This window comes from Leptospirillum ferrooxidans C2-3 (genome assembly GCF_000284315.1).
In the GTDB taxonomy this organism is placed as follows: Bacteria; Nitrospirota; Leptospirillia; order Leptospirillales; family Leptospirillaceae; genus Leptospirillum; species Leptospirillum ferrooxidans.
Genome location: NC_017094.1, coordinates 428,275 through 449,456, shown reverse-complemented (window position 1 = coordinate 449,456; position 21,182 = coordinate 428,275). Strand labels below are relative to the sequence as shown.

18 protein-coding genes and 1 tRNA gene are annotated in these 21,182 nt (G+C 48.6%); 11 read left to right on the top strand and 8 right to left on the bottom strand.

The features are described from left to right. Positions 1-68: 68 nt before the first annotated feature. From LFE_RS02290 to LFE_RS02280, 3 genes are read right to left on the bottom strand one after another with little or no spacing between them, the layout of a single operon-like run. The gene (locus LFE_RS02290) at positions 69-1,094 is read right to left on the bottom strand and encodes an LPP20 family lipoprotein (RefSeq protein WP_014448663.1); all 1,026 of its coding nucleotides are present in this window, start codon (positions 1,092-1,094) and stop codon (positions 69-71) included. A gap of 25 nt (positions 1,095-1,119) precedes the next feature. Further along, positions 1,120-2,601 carry a COG3014 family protein gene (locus tag LFE_RS02285; RefSeq protein ID WP_014448662.1) on the bottom strand — a complete coding sequence of 494 codons (1,482 nt, stop codon included), beginning with the start codon at positions 2,599-2,601 and terminating at the stop codon, positions 1,120-1,122. 21 nt (positions 2,602-2,622) lie between these two features. Beyond that, complete coding sequence (locus tag LFE_RS02280) at positions 2,623-3,255, bottom strand: penicillin-binding protein activator LpoB (protein ID WP_014448661.1); 633 nt, start codon at positions 3,253-3,255, stop codon at positions 2,623-2,625. A gap of 348 nt (positions 3,256-3,603) precedes the next feature. On the opposite strand from LFE_RS02280, the gene LFE_RS02270 reads away from it, so the two are divergent. Next, positions 3,604-4,023, top strand: coding sequence for a rubrerythrin family protein (locus LFE_RS02270; RefSeq protein WP_014448660.1), 420 nt, complete (start codon positions 3,604-3,606; stop codon positions 4,021-4,023). A gap of 126 nt (positions 4,024-4,149) precedes the next feature. On the opposite strand, the gene LFE_RS02265 is transcribed toward LFE_RS02270, so the two are convergent. Then, entirely contained in the window at positions 4,150-6,357 is a 2,208-nt protein-coding gene (locus tag LFE_RS02265; protein ID WP_014448659.1) for an adenosylcobalamin-dependent ribonucleoside-diphosphate reductase, read from the bottom strand. Positions 6,358-6,712: 355 nt separating this feature from the next. Between LFE_RS02265 and LFE_RS02260 the strand changes: the two genes are divergently transcribed. Continuing rightward, positions 6,713-7,561 carry an undecaprenyl-diphosphate phosphatase gene (locus tag LFE_RS02260; RefSeq protein ID WP_041773943.1) on the top strand — a complete coding sequence of 283 codons (849 nt, stop codon included), beginning with the start codon at positions 6,713-6,715 and terminating at the stop codon, positions 7,559-7,561. A 99-nt stretch (positions 7,562-7,660) separates the two neighbouring features. On the opposite strand, the gene LFE_RS14470 is transcribed toward LFE_RS02260, so the two are convergent. Beyond that, complete coding sequence (locus LFE_RS14470) at positions 7,661-7,792, bottom strand: hypothetical protein (protein WP_269763951.1); 132 nt, start codon at positions 7,790-7,792, stop codon at positions 7,661-7,663. 135 nt (positions 7,793-7,927) lie between these two features. Here LFE_RS14470 and LFE_RS02255 point away from each other — a divergent pair, with 135 nt between their 5' ends. Together LFE_RS02255 and LFE_RS02250 are read left to right on the top strand one after the other, a co-directional pair. Further along, positions 7,928-8,386: a hypothetical protein gene (locus tag LFE_RS02255; RefSeq protein WP_014448657.1), complete on the top strand. Its 459-nt coding sequence runs from the start codon at positions 7,928-7,930 to the stop codon at positions 8,384-8,386. Positions 8,387-8,475: 89 nt separating this feature from the next. Beyond that, positions 8,476-8,550, top strand: a tRNA-Cys gene (locus tag LFE_RS02250). 542 nt (positions 8,551-9,092) lie between these two features. Here the strand turns inward: LFE_RS02250 and LFE_RS12865 are convergent. Both LFE_RS12865 and LFE_RS12860 read right to left on the bottom strand, forming a co-directional pair. Then, entirely contained in the window at positions 9,093-9,407 is a 315-nt protein-coding gene (locus tag LFE_RS12865) for a hypothetical protein (RefSeq protein WP_014448656.1), read from the bottom strand. A gap of 327 nt (positions 9,408-9,734) precedes the next feature. Then, positions 9,735-10,646: a hypothetical protein gene (locus LFE_RS12860; protein ID WP_232502552.1), complete on the bottom strand. Its 912-nt coding sequence runs from the start codon at positions 10,644-10,646 to the stop codon at positions 9,735-9,737. Positions 10,647-10,722: 76 nt separating this feature from the next. On the opposite strand from LFE_RS12860, the gene LFE_RS12855 reads away from it, so the two are divergent. The 5 genes from LFE_RS12855 (at position 10,723) to LFE_RS12850 (ending at position 18,061) form a co-directional block, all read left to right on the top strand. Next, positions 10,723-11,001, top strand: a complete 279-nt coding sequence (locus tag LFE_RS12855) for a hypothetical protein (protein WP_050989463.1) — start codon at positions 10,723-10,725, stop codon at positions 10,999-11,001. 483 nt (positions 11,002-11,484) lie between these two features. Next, positions 11,485-12,684, top strand: a complete 1,200-nt coding sequence (locus LFE_RS02240) for a tetratricopeptide repeat protein (RefSeq protein ID WP_232502551.1) — start codon at positions 11,485-11,487, stop codon at positions 12,682-12,684. A 132-nt stretch (positions 12,685-12,816) separates the two neighbouring features. Continuing rightward, positions 12,817-13,299, top strand: coding sequence for a DUF799 domain-containing protein (locus tag LFE_RS02235; protein WP_232502550.1), 483 nt, complete (start codon positions 12,817-12,819; stop codon positions 13,297-13,299). A gap of 188 nt (positions 13,300-13,487) precedes the next feature. Beyond that, positions 13,488-13,775: a hypothetical protein gene (locus LFE_RS02225; RefSeq protein WP_014448652.1), complete on the top strand. Its 288-nt coding sequence runs from the start codon at positions 13,488-13,490 to the stop codon at positions 13,773-13,775. After that, complete coding sequence (locus LFE_RS12850; protein WP_014448651.1) at positions 13,742-18,061, top strand: EAL domain-containing protein; 4,320 nt, start codon at positions 13,742-13,744, stop codon at positions 18,059-18,061. The genes LFE_RS02225 and LFE_RS12850 overlap by 34 nt, the downstream gene beginning before the upstream one ends. 60 nt (positions 18,062-18,121) lie before the next feature. Here LFE_RS12850 and LFE_RS02215 read toward each other — a convergent pair whose 3' ends face one another. Further along, complete coding sequence (locus LFE_RS02215) at positions 18,122-18,775, bottom strand: cupin domain-containing protein (RefSeq protein WP_014448650.1); 654 nt, start codon at positions 18,773-18,775, stop codon at positions 18,122-18,124. 289 nt (positions 18,776-19,064) lie between these two features. Between LFE_RS02215 and LFE_RS02205 the strand changes: the two genes are divergently transcribed. Next, positions 19,065-19,955, top strand: a complete 891-nt coding sequence (locus LFE_RS02205; protein ID WP_014448649.1) for a sodium/calcium exchanger membrane region — start codon at positions 19,065-19,067, stop codon at positions 19,953-19,955. Continuing rightward, positions 19,955-21,172: an MFS transporter gene (locus LFE_RS02200; protein ID WP_014448648.1), complete on the top strand. Its 1,218-nt coding sequence runs from the start codon at positions 19,955-19,957 to the stop codon at positions 21,170-21,172. Before LFE_RS02205 ends, LFE_RS02200 begins: the two co-directional genes overlap by 1 nt. The last annotated feature ends 10 nt before the right edge of the window (positions 21,173-21,182 follow it).

The window sequence follows — 21,182 nt, the reverse complement described above, 5'->3', positions numbered from 1 at the left end:
CGGAAAACTTGGGTATTCTACTTCATTTCGCCCAACAATCGCAACCACCGGAAAAAGTCCCAGACAAACTAGTGGACCAGACGCTCCGGGTGGAGGATATAGTCTTCAACTGTTCTCACCACAGGTCTGGAAATGCTTTTTTTGAGCCGTCCTTCCAAAAGCCTTTGAGCCTGGGAGAGATCATTCCCGGCATCCCTTCCAGATTTGAGAACTGTTTGCACCGTCTGGCGCCGGTTCACGTCCACAACGGCAATGGCGCTATTGAAGCCGATAAAAGTATAGGGTGAACCGGGTGGAGCCGGAACCTGGCCGGTGTGAACATCTCCCTGGATGAGAATCGAAGGATTCCCCGTCGATGGACGAAAGCCGTCTTCCCCCAAAAGCTGGGTGATCTGGTCGGTCACCACTGAAGACCCGTAGGTATCCCCCGTAATATGAACCGCAAATGTCAGATACTTTGAAAAAAGGTTCATCAGCTTCTCGGAATCGTCCCCAATGGAAAAACCAAGGATTGGATGCATACCAGAAAGCCCCGAAAGCTCCTGGGATTTCTTGATTGCCTTCTTTTCAATTTCAATAATCCGGACCAGAAGTCTTGCCTGATGGACAGGGTCAGAGACTCCTTCCAGTTGTGTTTTCTTGGACAGGATCCTCAATCGCAGGGAAGACAGCTCGGAGGACAAGGCTTGTGTCGCTTTTTTCCGGTTCAGGACTGCAAGGGCATAGTAGCCATTTTGATGGGAATCAAATTGGACCTTGGGAAAATACACACCTTTCAAGACTGCATCCGTTGAGACATCAAGATGCTCTCGTCTTAAAAAGTGTTGTGTCGTATCCGACTCCGTCCGGATGGAAACAGACTGTGATTTCACCTTGGAGCGAATGATTCCTGAAAGATTTTTCATGGCATCCGACTTTGCCCGGTCAACGGAGCTTCCGAATCCGGAAGCAGTCAAATAGGTGGAACGGGGATAAGAGGAACTCATCCCTGTCTCCCACCATGCCCCATTGGAAGAAGATGTTGCACAGCCGGCCAGGATAGACGAGAACACCAGAACCGCCGACAGGACTTTGATCCGAAATGGATGACTCATGAAAAATCTCCTTATATACAGGTTGTTAACGTCCATCGGTTTCGTGCAAAAGAAGGAACTGACCGGGAACCAGAGTGACCTTTTTCTCAATGACCGGTCCGGATACTCCCATAGGATACACTGAAATATCATATGTCCCCGGATCAAGATCCAATTCGGAATAATCCATTTGCGATGGCAAGGTTCTCCACGAACGGGTATCTGCCTCATCCGAGGCCACATTCGCGACATCACCAACAATCATGGCAATCAAACCCGCAATGCCTCCGCCCTGCCTGTCGGCCACATTTGTGGCAACAACCTCTTCGGCTGTCTTCAGGATAGATCGGATCGCTTCCCTGAAAACCACGCGCTTCAGATGATCCTGAAAATTGGTCAAACCGATTGCCCTCAGAGGCTCCGCCACTTCGGAGGTATTTTCGGCCACAACAGTCTTCCCCGCAGCACTTGCGACGATACGATGGCCAAAGATCTGAGTCCCCCCGGAAACCGGATTGGGAACGGAAAAGCTGACCATCGCCAATGTATTGGCGATGGGAAACGGAAAAGCGAACCGTTGACTTGTCAGATGAAAGATCTGGCCATTGTAGCCAATAAAAATCACATGCCCCATTTTTTCAAACGATTTTGATCGTATCCATTGCACACCCGGAAATCGTTTTTTCAGTCTGGCCAAAAGATTGACCCGACCGGAAGCCTCGGCCGAACGCAGAAGCGCCGGAAGCACAAAGGAAGGAATTGAGGCGCCATACAGAAGTTGATTCTTTTCATACGTCGAATAGGCTTTTCTATAGGAAATCAGGGATGAGGAATAGTCCACCCCCCCTGAGTTGACCTGTGCCTCCTGGTAAACTCCGGAGAGGAATCTGGCAAAACCGTCATCCGTATAATGATTGAGTTGAGCGGTATTGAACGCGATGTGGTGCTGCGTCATTAAACGAACAGCGGAACTTTCGTATCGTGCAAATTTGCCTGGAGGAGTCGCAGCCTTGGGATAGTCCTGATTGTATTCCTGAAGCTTCAGACGGATTTTGCGGGTTTCAACGAGTGCCCCGGTCCAGTCTCCAGTCTCTGCGTAATTCAAGGAATTCAACAGATTGATCATGACCCGTTCAAATGGATATCCCCTGTAGGGAATGACCAGATCGTTGGTCTGATAGGCCTCGATGATATTGGTGACCGATTTGGTATAGAGAATCCTGCTCAGGCGATCCGCTCTGCGAAAAGCTTTTTCACTTGTCCGATAGTCTCCGGAGGCTTGTGCCGCAGCACCAAGATCCATGTCATAGAGGACTTCATTTTTCTCTCCATATGAACCGTGGGCTTTCCGGATGATTTTTTCCGGTCCCGGATCAACCCCTCCATCGGAAGGGTTGAGGGACAGGGATTCGAAATACCCTTTGTATTGCTCCGTTGACGGAGCACAGGATGAAAGGATCAAACATGTCAGAATAAAACACAAAAGTGATTGAGCAGGCCGCCTGGACCGAACCGATTCGTCCTTCAAAACACCTCCGTCAGCAATGGGTCAGAATCCCATACTGGATTGATGTGCAATCTTTTTGACACGATATTCCGAGGCCCATACGATCTCGTTCGATGTCAGGTCAATTGCCTTGAGGTGAGTCTCATACATCCGGACAGTCTTTCCGCCCCTTCTCGCCACATAGGAGTTGATCGACCCTGTCAAAAGATAATCCGCCCCGGTTTGCTGGTCAGGACCATGGATCGTTGACGATCTGGCATGAGACATCTGATAGGCTCTTTCCGAGGAAGCCTCTCCCCGATGGGCAGCATTGGCTGTCACAAAATGAACCTTTCCGGACTCAAGGAGCTGATCCTGAAAATGGTTTAGAAAAAGCCGGGTATTGATATGCTGGTCGGATCGATTGATGATCTGACCAAGCTCAACAACCGGCCTTCTTCCATGCTTGGCCTTGAAGTTTGCCAGCCAGTTTTCCCTGAGGGCTTTCCTGATAAGGGTCTTTGCCGTGAGTCTTGCATCATTGTCGGTCCAGCGGCTGGTAACCCCACCTTCCGTATCAAGGCTCACCCGTTTGACACTATAAGAAGAACACCCCGAGAACGACAGGACAGAAACAATAGAGAGGCACAAAGCCAAAAATGAAATTTTTCCAGACTTTAAAGGAAACGACATCATCCTAACCCTCCAGTAACAAAAAATGACCCGACAGAAAAGTCAAAATACTCGGGAAATATACCATAATTCTGCTCTTGTGCCATATCAAAAATAAATTGATGTATCCCCATCTCTCTCCTCTGGGTTAAAAGACAGTCCCGCCCGTTAAAAAAATAAATAAAAGATTCCTTTATCCAGCCTTGCATTGGGCATCTTCCCCCACTTACAATGGCTAGAGGTCGCAAAAATCGATCCAGAAGAATCTCCGGCACCAAAAAGGTTTTTAGCTGACAGATTCACCTTTTTTTCAATCCTGCAGCTTCATCCTTTTCCCTCACAAAAACCAAAAATGACCATTGGAGGACATCTATGAAATCTCTCAAGAACTCAAAAACAGTCGACAACCTGAAAGCCGCTTTTGCAGGAGAGTCCCAAGCCAATCGTCGTTACCTCTACTTTGCCAGAAAAGCCGATGTTGAAGGCTATCCCGATGTTGCCGGAGTTTTCAGGGACACTGCTGAAGGTGAAACAGGCCACGCTTTTGGCCATTTTGATTTTCTGAAGGAAGTTGGCGATCCAGCCACAGGGGAGCCTGTCGGCGATACCCCAACCAACCTGAAATCCGCGATCGCAGGGGAAACCTACGAATATACCCAGATGTACCCCGGATTTGCGAAGACCGCGAGAGAAGAAGGATTTGAAGAAATCGCGGAATGGTTTGAAACCATGTCCAAAGCCGAAAAGTCCCATGCGGGAAGATTTTCACAAGCTCTCAAGAATATGGCCTGATCCAGGCTTTTTGCCATCATTTCCATTTTCTCCGAATATGAAAAAGGGGAGCTTTCGGGCTCCCCTTTTTGATGTTCCAATCTTCCAATATTTCAGCAGTTCATTCACTCGCTTATTTCCAAATCGTTAACACTGGCTCCAGCCGCAACTCCCGCCTTTTTCACCACCCATACACTTGAGACAACCTTCCATGAAGGCGACTTTACCTCCACAGGTGGGACAGGCCACTTCAATCGCAAGCCCCTTTTCGGCGATTTCGCCATCTTGGGAAGAAAGGATTGTGCCGATGGCTTTCGCAATGGCATAAGGGTCCGATCCCAAGGTTCCCGCCTCTTCATGGGACTTGATGAACTGGCCGATCACCTCTTCAATGGGAGCACCGTACTGAAGCGCCATCGATCCAAGACGACCAAACAGGATCGCGCTTTCTCTCTCCCGGTGGTCTGCTGCCGGTGTCACAAAAATCTCGGCAGGCCGGCCATCCGCATCAAAATAAAGATGGACGTAGGACTTTCCGGACTTTCCCTTGATCTTGGCACGCACACCCCGGCTTGTATCCAGGGGAACCCTTCGATTACCCCATTTCAGATCCTTTGAGGTAAGGGGATCGGAGACTTTCTCTGATCCGGTCCCAAGGTTCAGAACCTGGTTTGAACGGCTTCCGTCACGATAGACGGTAATTCCCTTGCAACCGAGGTCATAGGCAAGAAGGTAGGATTTCTCCACATCTTCAATTGTGGCTTCCTGGGACATATTGATCGTCTTTGAAACTGCCGCATCGATATACTTCTGAAAAGCTCCCTGCATTCGGACATGCCACGGCGCCGAAATATCATGGGCCGTTGCAAAAACCATCTGCCACTTTTCGGGAACCTGTGGAATCCCCCTGCAGGATCCATGATTTTTAACGATCAGGGATGGAAGTTCTTCTGACCAGAAACCCTCCCTTTGGGCCACTTCGGTAAAATAATCAAGCGTGTAGGGAAGGTGAGTTCCATCCATGACATTTTTATACCAGATAATGGAAAATTCGGGCTCACAGCCAGAGGAAGTATCCGCAATCATGCTGATGGTCCCCGTCGGGGCAATTGTCAGCAGATGGCTGTTCCGTTTTTTGGTTCCAATCCCTTCGAAGTAAGGGAACGGCCCCTGGGTCGCGGCCAGCTCCTGGGAGGTCCGCTCTGCCACTTCCTGAATATGACTCATGATCGATTCGGCCATCTCGAGACCTTCTTCGGAATCATAGGGAATCTCAAGATACATCAGGAGCCGGGCAAACCCCATGATACCCAACCCGATTCGCCGTGTTCCCTTGTTGACCTCTTCAAGCTCCGGAATTGGAAAACGGTTGGCATCCACAACATTATCCAGAAAACGGACAGCGAGGTAGACGGAATGGGTCAGCTTCTCCCAATCGACTGAATACTGCCCCTTGGTATTCCGCACAAGGTGCTTTTCAAGATTGATGGAGCCAAGGTTACAGGACTCATAAGGTCCAAGAACCTGCTCTCCACAAGGATTCGTTGCTTCATATGTCCATTTTGACGGAGTTGGATTGGCCCGATTGGCAGTATCAATAAAGAAAAGTCCCGGTTCTCCGTTTGCCCATGCATTATGGGCAATACGGTCAAAGACCATCCGGGCAGACAAGCTGCCAGCAACTTCGCCATTATTGGGGGAAATCAGATCGTAATCCGTATTTTCCTTGACCGCTTTCATAAAGACATCGGTGATTGCAACGGAAATATTGAAATTGGTCACTTGGGTCAAATCCATCTTGCAGTCAATGAATTCCAGAATATCCGGATGATCCACCCTGAGAATCCCCATGTTCGCACCGCGACGCGTTCCACCCTGCTTGATCGCATCGGTTGATGCGTTGATGACCTTCATGAAAGAGACTGGACCCGATGCCTGTCCTCCTGTTGACCGAACCACTGCTCCTTTGGGACGAAGACGGGAAAAGGAAAATCCGGTACCGCCACCGGTCTGGTGGATCAGTGCAGTGGCCTTTACCGTGTCGAAAATTTCGGGCATGGAGTCCCCGATCGGCAACACAAAACAGGCGGAAAGCTGACCCAAAGGTCTACCGGCATTCATGATCGTTGGCGAATTGGGGAGAAAATCGAGACCTGCCATAAAACGATAGTACTCTTCTGCCAGAAACTCCCTCTCGGATGGCTGGGGGTTGACCGAGGCAATCGCGTTGGCAATTCGCCTGAACATCTCTTCGGAATTCTCCCGGACAACACCCATCTCATCTTTGGCAAAATATCGCTTTTCCAGAACTTTCAAGGCATTTTCCGACAACATGATTTCAACATTTCCAGACATACGACCCCCATTCAAAACAGACAAATTGGTCTAACTCATTGAATTTCCAATTATTCCAAAAGATACCAGTAGCATACCGCTTATAGTATGGCAAATAACAATGGATACAATATGTGGTATGATTCCGGGATTCTAAGACAATCCTTTCAAGAAATCAAACCCCTGAAAATCCTTTTTCATAATGAAAATTTTTGTAATGATTTTTGCCTGTTAAAGCCATTGGATTCTTCCGGCCTAGTTCTTTGATTGACATTTCAGAAGAGTTTTTCAATGATCAATGGAACTCATCTGTGCTCAAAAATATTCAAAAAACGCATGATTCAAGAAACAGGAACTCACGAAAAAGGGGAAAACCATTCATACCCAGCAAGCGATCCTATTCGCACTTCTTCAAGGGGCAACAGAACTTGCACCCGTCAGCTCACTGGGACACGGGATCCTTTTGCCGGCAGTTCTCGGCTGGAAATCTCTCCAGATGCACAAGGATTTCCTTCCTTTCATGGTCGCACTTCACCTTGGAACAGCACTGGCCCTTCTCCTTTACTTCTATCGGGACTGGACGGCTCTGTGCCTTGGATTTCTCCGGTGGATGACAACCAGCAAGGCCCAGCTATTGAAAAGTGATGTGGATCATGCCCGAATTCTCCTTCTCGTGATGGGGGCCAGTATTCCGGGAGGATTGCTGGGATTCCTTCTTGAAAAAAAAATCCGGGTTCTTTTCCAGTCCCCGAAGACGGCGGCGATTTTTCTGGTGGCGAACGGATTGGTTCTTTTCGGGGGTGAGATTCTCAAGTCCAGGAAAAAAGGGATACCGCTTCAGGACCTTCCGATGGGAAGAGCCGTTTTGGTGGGTCTTTTTCAGGCTGTGGCCCTGATACCGGGATTCTCCCGGTCCGGGATTACGATGGTTGGTGGAATCGTCAACGGACTGGGCCATGAAGAAGCGGCACGATTTTCATTTCTTCTCGCAACACCCATCATTCTGGGAGCCGGAGTTCTGGAGATCCCCAAAATGCTCAGGGACCATTCGCCCCAGATCCTGCACCTTTCCCTCGTTGGAGCCATTGTCTCCTTTTTTACAGCGTGGCTTACAACATTTATCCTGATGAAGTATTTCCGTTCCTTTGAAACATCAAAGGCCCTTGTTCCTTTTGGAGTCTATTGTCTTCTTGTTGGTAGTGCCGCCTATTGGTACATGTCGTAAAGACTCCGGAAAGGGTCTTCTGAAGCAGATTCAGCAATCAAGAAGACAGATAGCCCAAGAATCGGCCAGTTCTTGAACTGGCAGAAAATCTCTTCGACATTATTTTTTTTTCTTCCGTTTCCGGAACAGCAGGTAAACAAGCGCACCGCTCCAGGCCAGAATCAGAAATATCCACATAGCCGTTGCCGTATGATCCAGAATGGATTGTGCCAGCAGATGACGTTGATCCAAAACACCCCCCCATCAAACCACTTCTTTAGGCTTTTCCAACGATAAGACTGGAAAACAATTGAGCAGAGCTCCAATAGAAACTATACTGGAAGGGCGCTCCCTAATCAAAAGATCACTTTTAACTCCGAGGTGCCGGTGAATCCTTATATTGTGATGATGTCGATACTGATCTACCTTGCCCTTGCCGGTTACCTGACGGCATGGTATATCCGGTCCGGACGAAACGGATCAGCCATTGGCCGGCAGATCGGATCACTTTTTTCCACAGAGAACACATCCGATTTCATTCGAATCCGGAGAGGGCATATCGCCTCGGCTCTTTTTGGGTTTACATGCGATGTCAGCGGGACAATCATCATGGAGGTCGAAAGGATCAAGGGTCGAATAAAGTTCCACCCTGTGCCTCCGGCTCTGGACTGGTTTCATCTGATCACCGCTCAGGGAGCTCTTTTTTTATTTATTATCCTGGCCATTCTGGGATTTCTGAAAAGAAAGGGTGCCCCCATTTCCCGGTTTCATGTCCCCGTTGCGAAGGTTTTTTTCCTGTTATGGATTTCAAGTTCAATCTCGGGATGGTTTTACCGGATTTCATGACAAGGCTTATTCCGCGAAAATCTGGCTCCATCGAAAAATGATTGCCGAATCCTCAATGGTTCTGATAGTATTGGCTTCCCCAGTTTAAGGGCGGCGTAGCCAAGTGGTAAGGCAAGGGTCTGCAAAACCTTTATACCCCAGTTCGAACCTGGGCGCCGCCTCCAACAAGATCTCTGACCGATGAAATTTGCATGAAACTTATCCCCCCATACAGGCCGCCTTCAAATCATCCAGAAAAAGAACCCCCATAGCCAAAACGTCATAAAAATCATGCACCTCAAATTTTCAGAGCGTGCTCTCTCCCCCCCAAGCCATCCTCGCCAAATTCTTTAGCAAACACTCATCGTAATATCTTCATCCCTCTTTATTGGGCTTCACTTATCTTCTTTTCCGAACACCAAGCCAATACTTCGGAAAGATCCAATCATTAAAAAAACCCATGATGGAATCGTTCAACTACAGCCACTAGAACACCATATTTAATCAGTATTTTTCCATTACGGATTCAAAAAAAATGAGCACAGAAGCCATCAAATAACGTGAGCCTAATCAAAATATGCCGTGAGACATATCAATTTTGAACTTGATCCATCACACAGACCTTGATGCATTCTTTCTATAACCTGAAATCACGCTGGAAACAGCGGCTACGGGAGTTGGGAGGCATATCCAATCCGGATATCACATCTTCCAATCCCAAAATCTTTCATAACCTTAACCCAAGGAGTGAAAACATGAAAAAGGAATCAAAAAAATCCATTTCAATAGCCATCGGCAATGCAGGAGTGGCAACAGCCATAGTGGGAATTCTTGTCTCCGGAAATGCCTTTGCCGCAACAACCGGATCTTCTTCAGGTACAAGCATTGCCATCCCTACTGTTGGCTCAACTTCATCAACATCTGCAGGTTCCAATGGGGGAGCTACAAGCAGCACTGTTAGCAACACCTCTTCTTCATCATCAGGAGCAGCATCAAGCAGCCCTTCTGTCTCATCAGTAAAAACAGATATGACAAAAGACATGAAGGATATTGCTCTTGATAAGAAAATCTCTACCTATTTGCAAGTCGACATTCTCAGAAACAAACTTGCATTACAAAAAATGATGAACAAGGAGGATAAAACCCGAGATATGCTCAGAAGACTTCAGGCTGATCTTCGATCAAACATGAAGAAGGATGATAGAGACGATCAGAAAGCAGATATTCTTGCTGATCGAAAAAAAATCAGCCAACTTCATAATGAGTTAAAAAAAGAACGACAGTCAATTAACAAAATGAAGACTGAAATCAAGAAAGATATCTCGGAAAGATCCGCTCAGATCAAGGATATTATGAAAAATGAAAAAGATTACAAATCCGATCTAGCAACTCTTAAGAAAATATCCACACCGGTGACCACGGCTTCCAGCTCGCCGTCCACCTCTTCCACCAAAACAGCGAGCAGCTCTCCTTCTGCTAGCTCGACTTCATCCGCACCGGTGACCACGGCTTCCAGCTCGCCGTCCACCTCTTCCACCAAAACAGCGAGCAGCTCTCCTTCTGCTAGCTCGACTTCATCCGCACCGGTGACCACGGCTTCCAGCTCGCCGTCCACCTCTTCCACCAAAACAGCGAGCAGCTCTCCTTCTGCTAGCTCGACTTCATCCACACCGGTGACCACGGCTTCCAGCTCGCCGTCCACCTCTTCCACCAAAACAGCGAGCAGCTCTCCTTCTGCTAGCTCGACTTCATCCACACCGGTGACCACGGCTTCCAGCTCGCCGTCCACCTCTTCCACCAAAACAGCGAGCAGCTCTCCTTCTGCTAGCTCGACTTCATCCACACCGGTGACCACGGCTTCCAGCTCGCCGTCCACCTCTTCCACCAAAACAGCGAGCAGCTCTCCTTCTGCTAGCTCGACTTCATCCACACCGGTGACCACGGCTTCCAGCTCGCCGTCCACCTCTTCCACCAAAACAGCGAGCAGCTCTCCTTCTGCTAGCTCGACTTCATCCACACCGGTGACCACGGCTTCCAGCTCGCCGTCCACCTCTTCCACCAAAACAGCGAGCAGCTCTCCTTCTGCTAGCTCGACTTCATCCACACCGGTGACCACAGCTTCCAGCTCTACGGCCTCTTCCGTAAGGGTGGCAAACCGATCTGGTTCAACAGTCACCACCTCTTCATCTCCGGTTACAACTGCTTTAAGTGATCCGTCAAGTTCCACGACAGCGTCTTCTTCAAGCTCGGTGAACACCGCTTCCAGCGGATCTTCTAGCACTGCAGTTGCAACAGATATTCAGAACGATAAGAAGTCGATCCACCTTCTTGTCGCCGAAATTTCAAAGGACCATCAAATGCTTCGAGCTGACCGAAATAAATTCTATGAATCCATGGAAAGCTCTGAAGATGGTTCCAGCAAAACTTCATCATTAAAGACAGCCATCAAGGCCTTGAAGACCAAGCTCCATGCTGCGGTCAGTTCCTTGAAAGTCGCCCGAATGGATCTTAGAAAAGATGAAGGCCATCACATTTCAACGGCTTCTGCTCTTCATGGCACAGGAACTGCCTCTCCGCTTAACGCTGGAACGCATCCAACGGTTCATCCGGTGGTGCATCCTGTAGTCAAAAAGTAACGCTTTTCCATAAATCAGAAAAGGGGGAGTTTAGCTGCTCCCCCTTTTTATCGTTATAAAAAATCACAACAAGATCCTGTGAATTGTCCTGAATGGAATCCATAAAACGATTCACTCAAAAAGCTTGCACAACATTTTTTTCATAACAGAAGCAAAAATCCCGGTTTCAATCTTTCTTCCAATGATTCTTGGATAAAACATGTTTGCCTTGGGTGGGTACAAGTGATCGAAATGAAAACAACTCCAATAAAATTCAAGGGAAAGAAAAAGGCACTTCTTTTCTCCCTGCTATTGTCCCTTTCCCTATCGCAACCCATATTTGCCCAAGAAAAAGGAAAAGCCCCAACCAGCGATCCTCAAACAACGGAATCCTCCATTCAAAATCAAAAAAAACAGAAAGAAATTGAAAAACTGATCCAGGCAAAGAGATATCCAAAAGCCTACAAGCTTGCCCGTCAGCTACAAAGTCAATATCCCGAGGACTTGAATGACATCTATCTTCTTGCTTATATCGAAAAAAAAGTCCATTTTCTGCGAAAGGGCCTTTTGACTTTACAGAAAGGATTAAAAATCGACCCTGAAAATGTCGACTTGTCCATTTTAAAAGCAGAAATCCTGATCGAACAAGGCCACACTCAACAAGCCAGAGACATCTTAAAACATTTTCAGAAATCTCAGCCAAATAATAAAACTATTCAGAAGGACCTTCTTAGAACATATTTTCCGGACGGCTACCAATCAACCATACCCCCAATGGATCAACACCTGTTCTCATTAGGATTGGTTCAGACACCATTCACCCCCGATGACTTTCTTGTTTCAAGCCTGCCAAGCTGGAGTTTAGACTTTTCAGCACTGGGCGTGAATTACTCTGGAGGGGCTCTTTTTCTTGGCGATACGAAATTGGAGTCACCCATGGCAATGGGGCTTCGTTTCATTGCAGGAAGAACTGAGTATCTGGGATTTTCCAGCCAGGGGAACGGTGTCAATAGCTGGACATATGCAGGCATTGATGCTCCCATCAATAACCATGCAGATATCCAGGTGGATGCTGGCGATACATCTATTGGAAGAACCGGATTATACGGTCATCTATTCTACAACCCGGGGGACCTTACACTAGACATACAAGGCGTTGATAACATGATCTGGGGAGACTTCGGACAAGCGATCCAGATGAATGGCAGTGAAAGCGGTATTAGTCTTTATGCCAATCTTAAAATAAGCCAACGGCTCTCTCTGGGAGGCAACTACTGGTATTACAATTACACCCTCAACAACGGCACACTGCCCTACGGGAACCTTCATAACTCTTTTTTGTATATGGACTTCCAGCTTACAGAGGACCCTGCTACAGACATTATCGTTGGATACGATGACTGGACCGTGATGGCAAGCTCACCCGCTGTGGCGGCGCTTGTTCCCGAAATCATGCGCCAGCAATACTTGCTCCTGGCCCTCAATGGGGAAAAGCAGTATGCAAATGGGCTGGTTTTCAATGGACAGTTGGGCGGGTACAACGATTTCTATAGCCATGTTACATCGTTCGAAGCCACAGCAGGAATCCGGTATCCCATTTCAATGCACTGGTCCTTTTATGGGAATGCCGTTTACTTCGATGAATCCACTCTCTACTCCGGACCTTCAGAAGAACTGATGCTGGGGATAAACTTCCTGTTTTGAGAAAGGATTGAAATAATGTTTCAAAACATATTGCTCGGAAAAAGAATCACAGCATGCCTCCTCTTGATTGGAACCATTGTTATGGGGGGATGCAAAACAACTCCCTACCAAAACTCGGAGCCAATCGAGCACATGTCTGTTTTGATTCTCCCATTTAAGAACCTGACATCAACTCCTGAAGCGGGCAAGACAATCTCCGCCCTTTTTATTTCTTCCATAACCCTTCACCATGTCATGTATCTGTCTTCCGCAAGTAACGGAACAATGAAAGATATTCAAAAGATGACAGAAAGTGGCACTTTACCCAATAGCATTCTTCAACCTCTGGCAAAAGAACATATTGATGCCGTCCTATTTGGAAATGTAACGGAGTATGAGTATAGATCAGGTCTCTCCACAGAGCCTGTTGTCGGATTCACATGGAAGATGATCTCGACAAAAACGGGAAGAACCGTTTGGACAGGTGCAGTGAGTCAAATAGACACTTGCTTCTGGTTTTGTCACGATACTCTATCCGAATTTGGGAAAGAACTGGTCGATGCAGCAGTCGATAAGCGCTTGTCTGATGATTACCAATATCAATCCAGACAAGATTATTTCAATCGTTCCGATTAAAAAATGAAAAGAGGAGATGATGCTTCTGTAAAAAGAACGATCTCCTCAAAAAGAGCTTCCCGATATCCCCGGCAAGACAGCCCGACAAGGAAATCATCCTCTTGAAAAAAGGTCCTCCGGTCTGAAAGAATGGTTATGATGGACGATTCGATTTGATCCGTCAGAGGACGTCCGGAGGGTTGAGGCTGATGAGTCATGAAATGGACTTATGGAAAGAAGGATCCCTTCCTCTTTTTACAAATCAACAAGGGGAAGAGGCTCCACTCCATTTCATTCTCGATCAGACAGGAGACTACCTTTTCACAAAAGATCTTGATGCTCGCTATACCTATGCAAAGATCGAAGGTGAAGAGATCAATGACATCGACTCCACCGGAAAAAACAGAATAGACTGGTCTGTCAATCCTCCTCCTTACGATCAAAAAGAGGAGATAACCGGTCTGTGCAGGATATCGACCGGGATATCCCCCAGATGAAAGAACCGGTCGAAGAAGCAAGGATTTTCTCCTCTTTCTACCGGGCCCTTTCTGAAGCCACCAGAATCCTCCATCAGCCCTCAGACCATATTTCACCTCAAGAGATCCTGTCAGAGCTCACAAAGTCACTTTCAGATATCCTGTTTCCATCCTTCTTTTGTATCGGGCAAATTCCGTCGGGAGCCACGGACGTCGAAATTCTCTCCGCGGCTGGGCCTTTCCTGGAATGGATGAACGGCGTCATCCTCTCTTCCGATCCCCAAAAGCCGGGAGGGAAAGGCCCTGCCGGGGAAGCTATCCGCACATCCCTTCCCCAGGCATGGCTTCTTTCCGATCCTCGCACTCCAGATGAAATGAAAAAAAGAGGACAAGAGTTCCATGTCGCCGGAAATCTTGCCGTGACATCATCCAGAAGAGATGGTGAGACAATCCTCCTCCTCGCCTACTTTAATGATGAGTCGATGATCTCCCCGGCAACAGCCGAACTTTTCCTGAGGATCGCCGATGAAGTCTCCGGACTTTTAGACAGAAAAAAGGACAGACTCATCGCAATCGGGCTCGAGCAGGCCAGGGAAACCCAGCGCATTGTCCTGAAAGAGTTCCTGTCGGCCAAGACAGAAGAAGAGATCTACCGGATCCTTTCATCCGTTGTGAGCCGGGGAACCAAAGCCCTTGCCGTTGAAGTCCTCCTACCCGGAGAAGACTGTTTTATCCGATACTCCATCGAAGGGCCCCTTGCAGAAGCCATCCAAACACTTCCCCCTCCTCCCTTTTCGGTCCCTCAAGGAAGCTCCAGAATCCCTACACCGACAAGAATCTGGGACCTGAAAAAACCGCTTCTCTTCAAAAATCTCCCGAACGATCCCGATCTTCCGGGCTATTTTCAGATTGAGCCATTCAGGGATATTGAAGTGGTGGCAGGCTTCCCGTTGAACGGACGCTCGCCGGAAGATCCCCTGCTGGGAGTCTTCCTGATTCTCGGTCAAAAAAGGAATGGACTTGATGATCCAATGGTCTTTGAAAGCATCGCCGACACTGCCGACATTGCAGCGAGATCCATCGTCCGCTTGAGGACAGAAAAAAAGCTCGACTCAGTCACCCGCCTCTACAAGTCTCTTACAGCCATACATGCCCTCGTGCTCAGAAAACCAGGTGAAAGGGAACTTTTTTCGGAAACAGTCAACACATTGATTGATCATAGCGGATTTATCGCTTCAGGTTTCTATTTCCCGGATGAAAACAATCAATATCTTGACCTCGAGGTCTACAAAATCATCGACCCGTCCGGGCTGACCGGGAGACATCCAACCCGTTTTTCCCTTGACCCGAACTCTCCCGATATCAGGACCGTGACCGTAAGGGCTTATATCACGGGAACCCCCGTGATTGAGAACGACCTCATCAACGCCTATAAGAAGGTCGGACTCTTACCCCGTGGGGAAACCTATGACAGTCTTGCATTCCGCTCTGTCGGGATCTTTCCCGTCTTCCGGAACAATCGGTGCATCGGTGTTTTTGCAGTCGTTTCCGCTGAAAAAGACTTTTTTTCTTCCGATATATCAAAGCTTCTGAAAGAGGTGGCCGACATTATCTCTCTCACTCTTGACGCCATCGAAACGGAACAGAAACAGATTCAAGCAGAACAGCGTCTGATGAGAAAGACAGCTCTTTATAACGCGCTTCAGAAACTCAGCTCCCTTGCCGCATCCAACACCAACGAAGAGAATCTGCTCAAGGGAAGCTGTTCCATTTTCATGGGCCAGCCGAATATCACCTCCGTTATTGTATGGTCGGTTGACCGGGAAGCCAATGGGATCCGCCCTCGTTTCTTCGAAGCCAATAATCCTGAACTCATTGGAAAAATTTGCTCGATGCTTTTTCTGTCGGCCGATAAAGCCCAGCCCCAGTTTCGTTATCCGATCCTTGAGGTCACGCTTCAAAACGGACTGACCGGAGTAGCCAATAATCTTCCCAAAATGGCGGAAGAAATCGGCGAACCCCATAGCCTTGACGCCGTCCTCCGGATGGATGTCCACTCCGCCATCACCGTGCCTATCCGCCGGGAAGGAAAAATCACATACATACTCAATGTGAACATAGGGATTCCCGACTACTTTGACGAAGATCTGGTATCCCTTGCTCATGAGGCCGGAGAAATCCTGACAGGTGCCCTCGACTCCATCGACACCGAGATGAAAAGGATTGAAGCGGAACAGCGACTGACCACCCTGATCGAAAACATCCCCGAAGCCATCATTTTTAAAGATGGAGAAGGGCGATGGAAGTCCGTCAATCAAGCCGGTCTTCGCATGTTTGGACTTGAAGGGAATCATCTGTGGAACGACAGGACGAACAAGGAACTTGCCATTCTCCAGCCCGATCTTGCCTCAGTCTTTAACGATTGCGAAATCTCGGATAACGCGGCATGGAAAAACCTTGGCGCCTCGAATACGGTCGAAACCCTCGATGACAAAAAAGGAAATGTCATCATTCTGGAAGTGACCAAAATCCCTCTTTTCTCTCCTGACGGAAGCCGGAAGGGGCTGGTCATATCGGCTCAGAACATCACCCAACGAAAAAAAAATGAAATCCGTATCGAACACATGGCAACACATGATCCTCTCACAGATTTGCCCAACCGGAGAGTCTTCCTCGACAGGATCGAACAGACCCTGATCCGATACCAGGAAACAAAAGAGTCATTTGCGGTCGGGATTCTGGATCTTGACGGATTCAACGAGGTGAACAATCGACTGGGACACCCCATGGGAGATGAACTTCTGATCCATGTGGGAAAAAGGATTGAGTCCCTTCTTCGCAAAGATGATACGCTGGTCCGCCTCGGAGGGGATGAGTTCGGACTCATCCTGACCGGATTAAAAACTGAAAAGAGTGATCAGGAGATTTTTGGAAAAATTATAGAAGCTCTTCTCAAACCGTTCACACTGGGGGATCAATCCTCTGAACCGGTCAGGATTTCAGGAAGTTTGGGGCTGGCGGTCACACCCCCTGAGCACGATGGCGTCACCGCCTTGATCGCCCATGCGGATCTGGCACTCTATAGCGTCAAGCATCAGGGGAAAAACGGCTGGGCAATCTTCGAGCAAGTCATGGAAGAAACCCTGATCGAAGAGCATCGCATAAGGTCCGAGTTTTCAAGAGCCATCGAGAATAGAGAGCTTTGTCTCTACTACCAGCCTCAAGTCAACATGGAAAAGGGGATCATCCTCGGCGTTGAATCCCTCCTTCGATGGAAACATCCAAAGAAAGGTCTTCTTCTTCCGGAATCCTTTATCAAAGTGATCGAAAAAAGTGACCTCATCATTCCGCTTGGCCGATGGGTCCTCAAAACGGCCATCAGGCAGCAGGATGAGTGGAGACAGCAGGGGATCAACCTTCGCATCAGCATCAATATTGGAGCCAGGCACTTTTTATCCGGTGACTTCATCGGAACACTGGCCGATGTCATCGGATCTGCCGACAGCTCCATTCGGCCAGAGATCGGGATAGAAGTGACAGAAACAGAGGCACTTCGTGATCTGGCACACGCCGAAGAACAAATCAGACTCTGCCGAAAGCTTGGAGTTTCCGTCGGCCTCGACGACTTTGGGACAGGACAGGCTTCCCTGACATCCCTCCAGCAGCTTGATGTCAGGGAGGTCAAGATCGATGTCGGATTTGTCCAGAAGATGATGGAAAGTCCGAAGGATCTGGCCATTGTTTCAACCCTTTCCACTGCGGCTCACATGATGCTGATCAATGTGATTGCAGAAGGAGTTGAAACAGAAGAGGAAGGAAAAACCCTTATAGCCCTGGGTTGTCCGGTGGCCCAGGGATTTGGCATCGCTCCCCCGATGGCTCATGAAGAGATTCCCGAATGGATTTCGAAGTGGCGCCCGTTCGACTCCTGGACTCAGTTATCACAAAGAAAAGACTCCTCCCCCATGGAAGGAGCGCTTGTGCTGGTCATCGACCACTCATTGGCGGCCTTTCAAAAAGGAGTCCTGACCACCCTGGACTCAATGGAAGCCCCAAGGGAAGAATGGATCAACTCCCATGCCTGCTTACCGGGTCAATGGATCGATAACGCCGGGAAAAGCCAGTTTAGAAACTTGCCGTTATTTGAGGAATTCAAAAGGATCCATGAGGAGCTTCATCATCAGGCGCGAACAGCGTTTATGGCCCGAGACAGAAACGATGTCCAAACACTCGGGAACCTCAAGATCGGATTGAAAAAAAACACTAACACCCTACGGGAGCTTCTGAAAAATCTTCGATCCGGATAACTCTCAAAAACATGGATACGTCAAGTCAGATCCCGACACACCAAGAATCCATAAACCACCCTATTGGCTCATGTGTCCCGTTTTGACAAAAATGGTACATCCCGCTACGGAAAAAGGATTGTGACGACTCAAATGGGGGCTCCTGTACCAGCTCCCCTCGGGATAGCGTCCGTGCTCATCTTCGAAAACACCTGATACAACAAGGACCTCCTCACCACCAAAATGCCTGTGGGGTTGGAAAACCGTTCCCGGGTCCCATCGAACGAGCGCGGTATTTTCCCCTCCAGAAGAGAAAAGGGGCATGACACTCAGCCCGGAAACCAACCCTGGTACCCAGTTGGCTTTCTCTGTCTCAATCAATCCCGGCTTTCGCACAAGCCCTTCAGGGATTCTCTTTTTGACAAAAAAAAGAACTTCATCATCCACCGCGTTCAAGACAAAAGGAGTCGCCCCTTGAGGAATCAAAAGATAGGAACCCTTCGAAAAAAGCGTCTTCCCGGAAAGGAGAGTCCCTGACATCAAAAAGATTTCAAGGTCTCCAGACGAGGAAAATCGCCATGATCCTCCTCGTCCCAGGGCGATCAAAAAACTTTCATTCCCATCCGCCCTCGACTCAAGCATGCAGACTCTCGCTCCGGACTCTTCAATCCATTTAGCATTTCCTGGCGAAACGACCGCTAGATGGGAGATATCCTCATTGACCAACTGTTCCAATGAACCTCCTTGATCCAATTCAATCCGGTCCAAAGAACCAATCCCGGATTTCTCCAAAACGACCCGGGAAACAGAGTATTCAAAACAAACCGGCACAAACCAGTACATTGACAATCAGAGATATCTTCGAGAACATGTACTCCTTTCTTACCTCCAGAATGGATTTCAAAATCAGCAGGGACAATCACCTGACGATGTCTTTTCAAAAAAAAGATTCACAACCCCATAAAGTCAAAAACACCCTCATGGCCTTACCACCAAACCAAAAATACCAAACAGGTCCATTCCAATGCCAGCGATACTCTTAACCGCCGGAGGATTCCTGCTGATCCTCGGCGGCAGTATCCTTTTTTCCCATTCGGCAGAAGCACTGACCCAAAAGCTTTTCAGGAACCATTCCCTGGGCCGCCGCATACTGGGGAATATGTCCCTTTCCATTCCCGAGTTGATCCTGCCTCTCTTCTCTTTTCTAGGCGGATCAGGAGAGGGAAGAAAAGATGCCGGGATTGGAGCCATTCTGGGCGCCCCGCTTCTTCTTATCGCCATACTTTGGCCCATGACCCTGTTTTTCACCCGAAAATCGCCTATTCCCTCTTCAGAGAAGAGGCAGTTATCCAGGGAAGCTCCCATTCTGGCAGCAGGACTCTCTCTGGCTCTTCTGGCAGGATCCTTTCCATCCCACACCCTTCATATGAGCATTGGCATCTTCCTCCTGATGCTCTACCCGGCCATTCTTTTCGGAATCAAAGGAGAGGAGCTCCCTGACGACAGTAGCAACACTGAAGAGCATCCGGCATTTATCAGGACAGCTCTTATGTTTCTGTCGGGTGTCGCACTCCTTCTCATCGGCCCGGTCCTCCTGTTGAAGGGAATCCTGGGGTTCGGGGGATCCGGAGGAGGTGAAACCATTTTCATCCTGTCCATCATCCTGTCTTCCCTGTCGACAGAATCTCCTGAAGCATTGTCTCTCTTCATGCTTCTGAAAAAAAGGGACATTCCGGCAGCCTACGCAATCCTCTGGGGGTCGATCCACTTTCAGCTGACGGTCTCCCTTGCGACCGGACTGATCCTCTCTCCCTGGATCATTCAGGAAAGGCACATTGCTGCAGGGGCCGTTCTGATTCTGGCACTGCTGCTCTCAACCCTCTGGGCACGATCAACCGTGGAAAGGACAAACTGATGGATGAGAAACTCTCCAACGAAGAGAATGCCATTGTCATGGGTTTTGGCAAAACAAGCCTTTATGCCGATTTTGCCTACGAGATGGCACATATGCTCTTGCCACTCTGGATACTTCATTTGGGCGGCACGGCTGTTACCGTTTCGGTGATGGAATCCGTGGCGGAGGTCGCAAGAATGGGGGGAGCCATCAGCACCTCCCGCTTGGGAGAGACAGTAGAAAAACAGGGGTTACTGGTCAGGATAGGCTATGGATTAACCGCCATCGTCACCCCTCTCATGGGAATGGTCTCGGCACCTGGTGCCCTGATTCTTTTAAAATCCGTGTCCTGGTTCGGGAAAGGGCTTCGCGGGCCGGCAAGAGACGCGCTGGTCTCGGAAACCATCCCAAGAGAGTGGCTGTCAAGAGCCTATTCCCGTATTCAGACACTTGACCAGACAGGGGGAATCCTTGGCCCGTTGGTTGCAACAATCCTCACCGGAACAGTCAGCGTGCAAAAACTGTTCTATATGACATCCATCCCGGCGGCATTGTGTTTTTTCTGGGCCGTATCTGCTTCCCGCTTGGCCCAAAAACAGACATCCTCCCTGAAGCAGGATAGCAGGGAGAAGACCTCCCCAAAACATTTTTCCACAAATCTTCTGTACAGAGGCAAGAAAGGATGGATCCCGACCCTCTTGGGGGGAACCCTTTTAAAAATATCGATATTTCCAGCCACACTCCTGATGTTCCGCTTTAATGAACAAAGTGGCCTGCCCATCCTGATGGGAGTCGGATTCATTCTTTCAAGCGTTGTCCATGTCGCATCCGGACTCTTTTTATCCTTCAAGCCCATCACTCCTGAAAAACGCCTTGACCTTTTGCCTGGACCGGTCATCCTGTCACTCGCAATCACGCTCCTTCTGAGTCCATCCGGAGGAACAACAGCCTATATGATCGGAATGTCCCTATGGGGCGCAGGAGAACTCTGGACAACGATAGCGGTCAAGACCCGGATTGCCTCGCAACTGGGACCGGATCAGAAAAGCAAGGGATTTTCCCAACTTGAAATTTTCACCACAACAGGGATGCTTCTGTTTCAGCCGGCCGCAGCATGGGCATGGGAACATGGACATAGTCTCGATGTTCTCGGAGTAACGCTCGTCCTCATAGCAACAGGAACCCTTCTGATGCTCAGAACAAAAGCCATCCCGCAGGATTCTCCGCTCAGAGGGTAAAAAAACAACG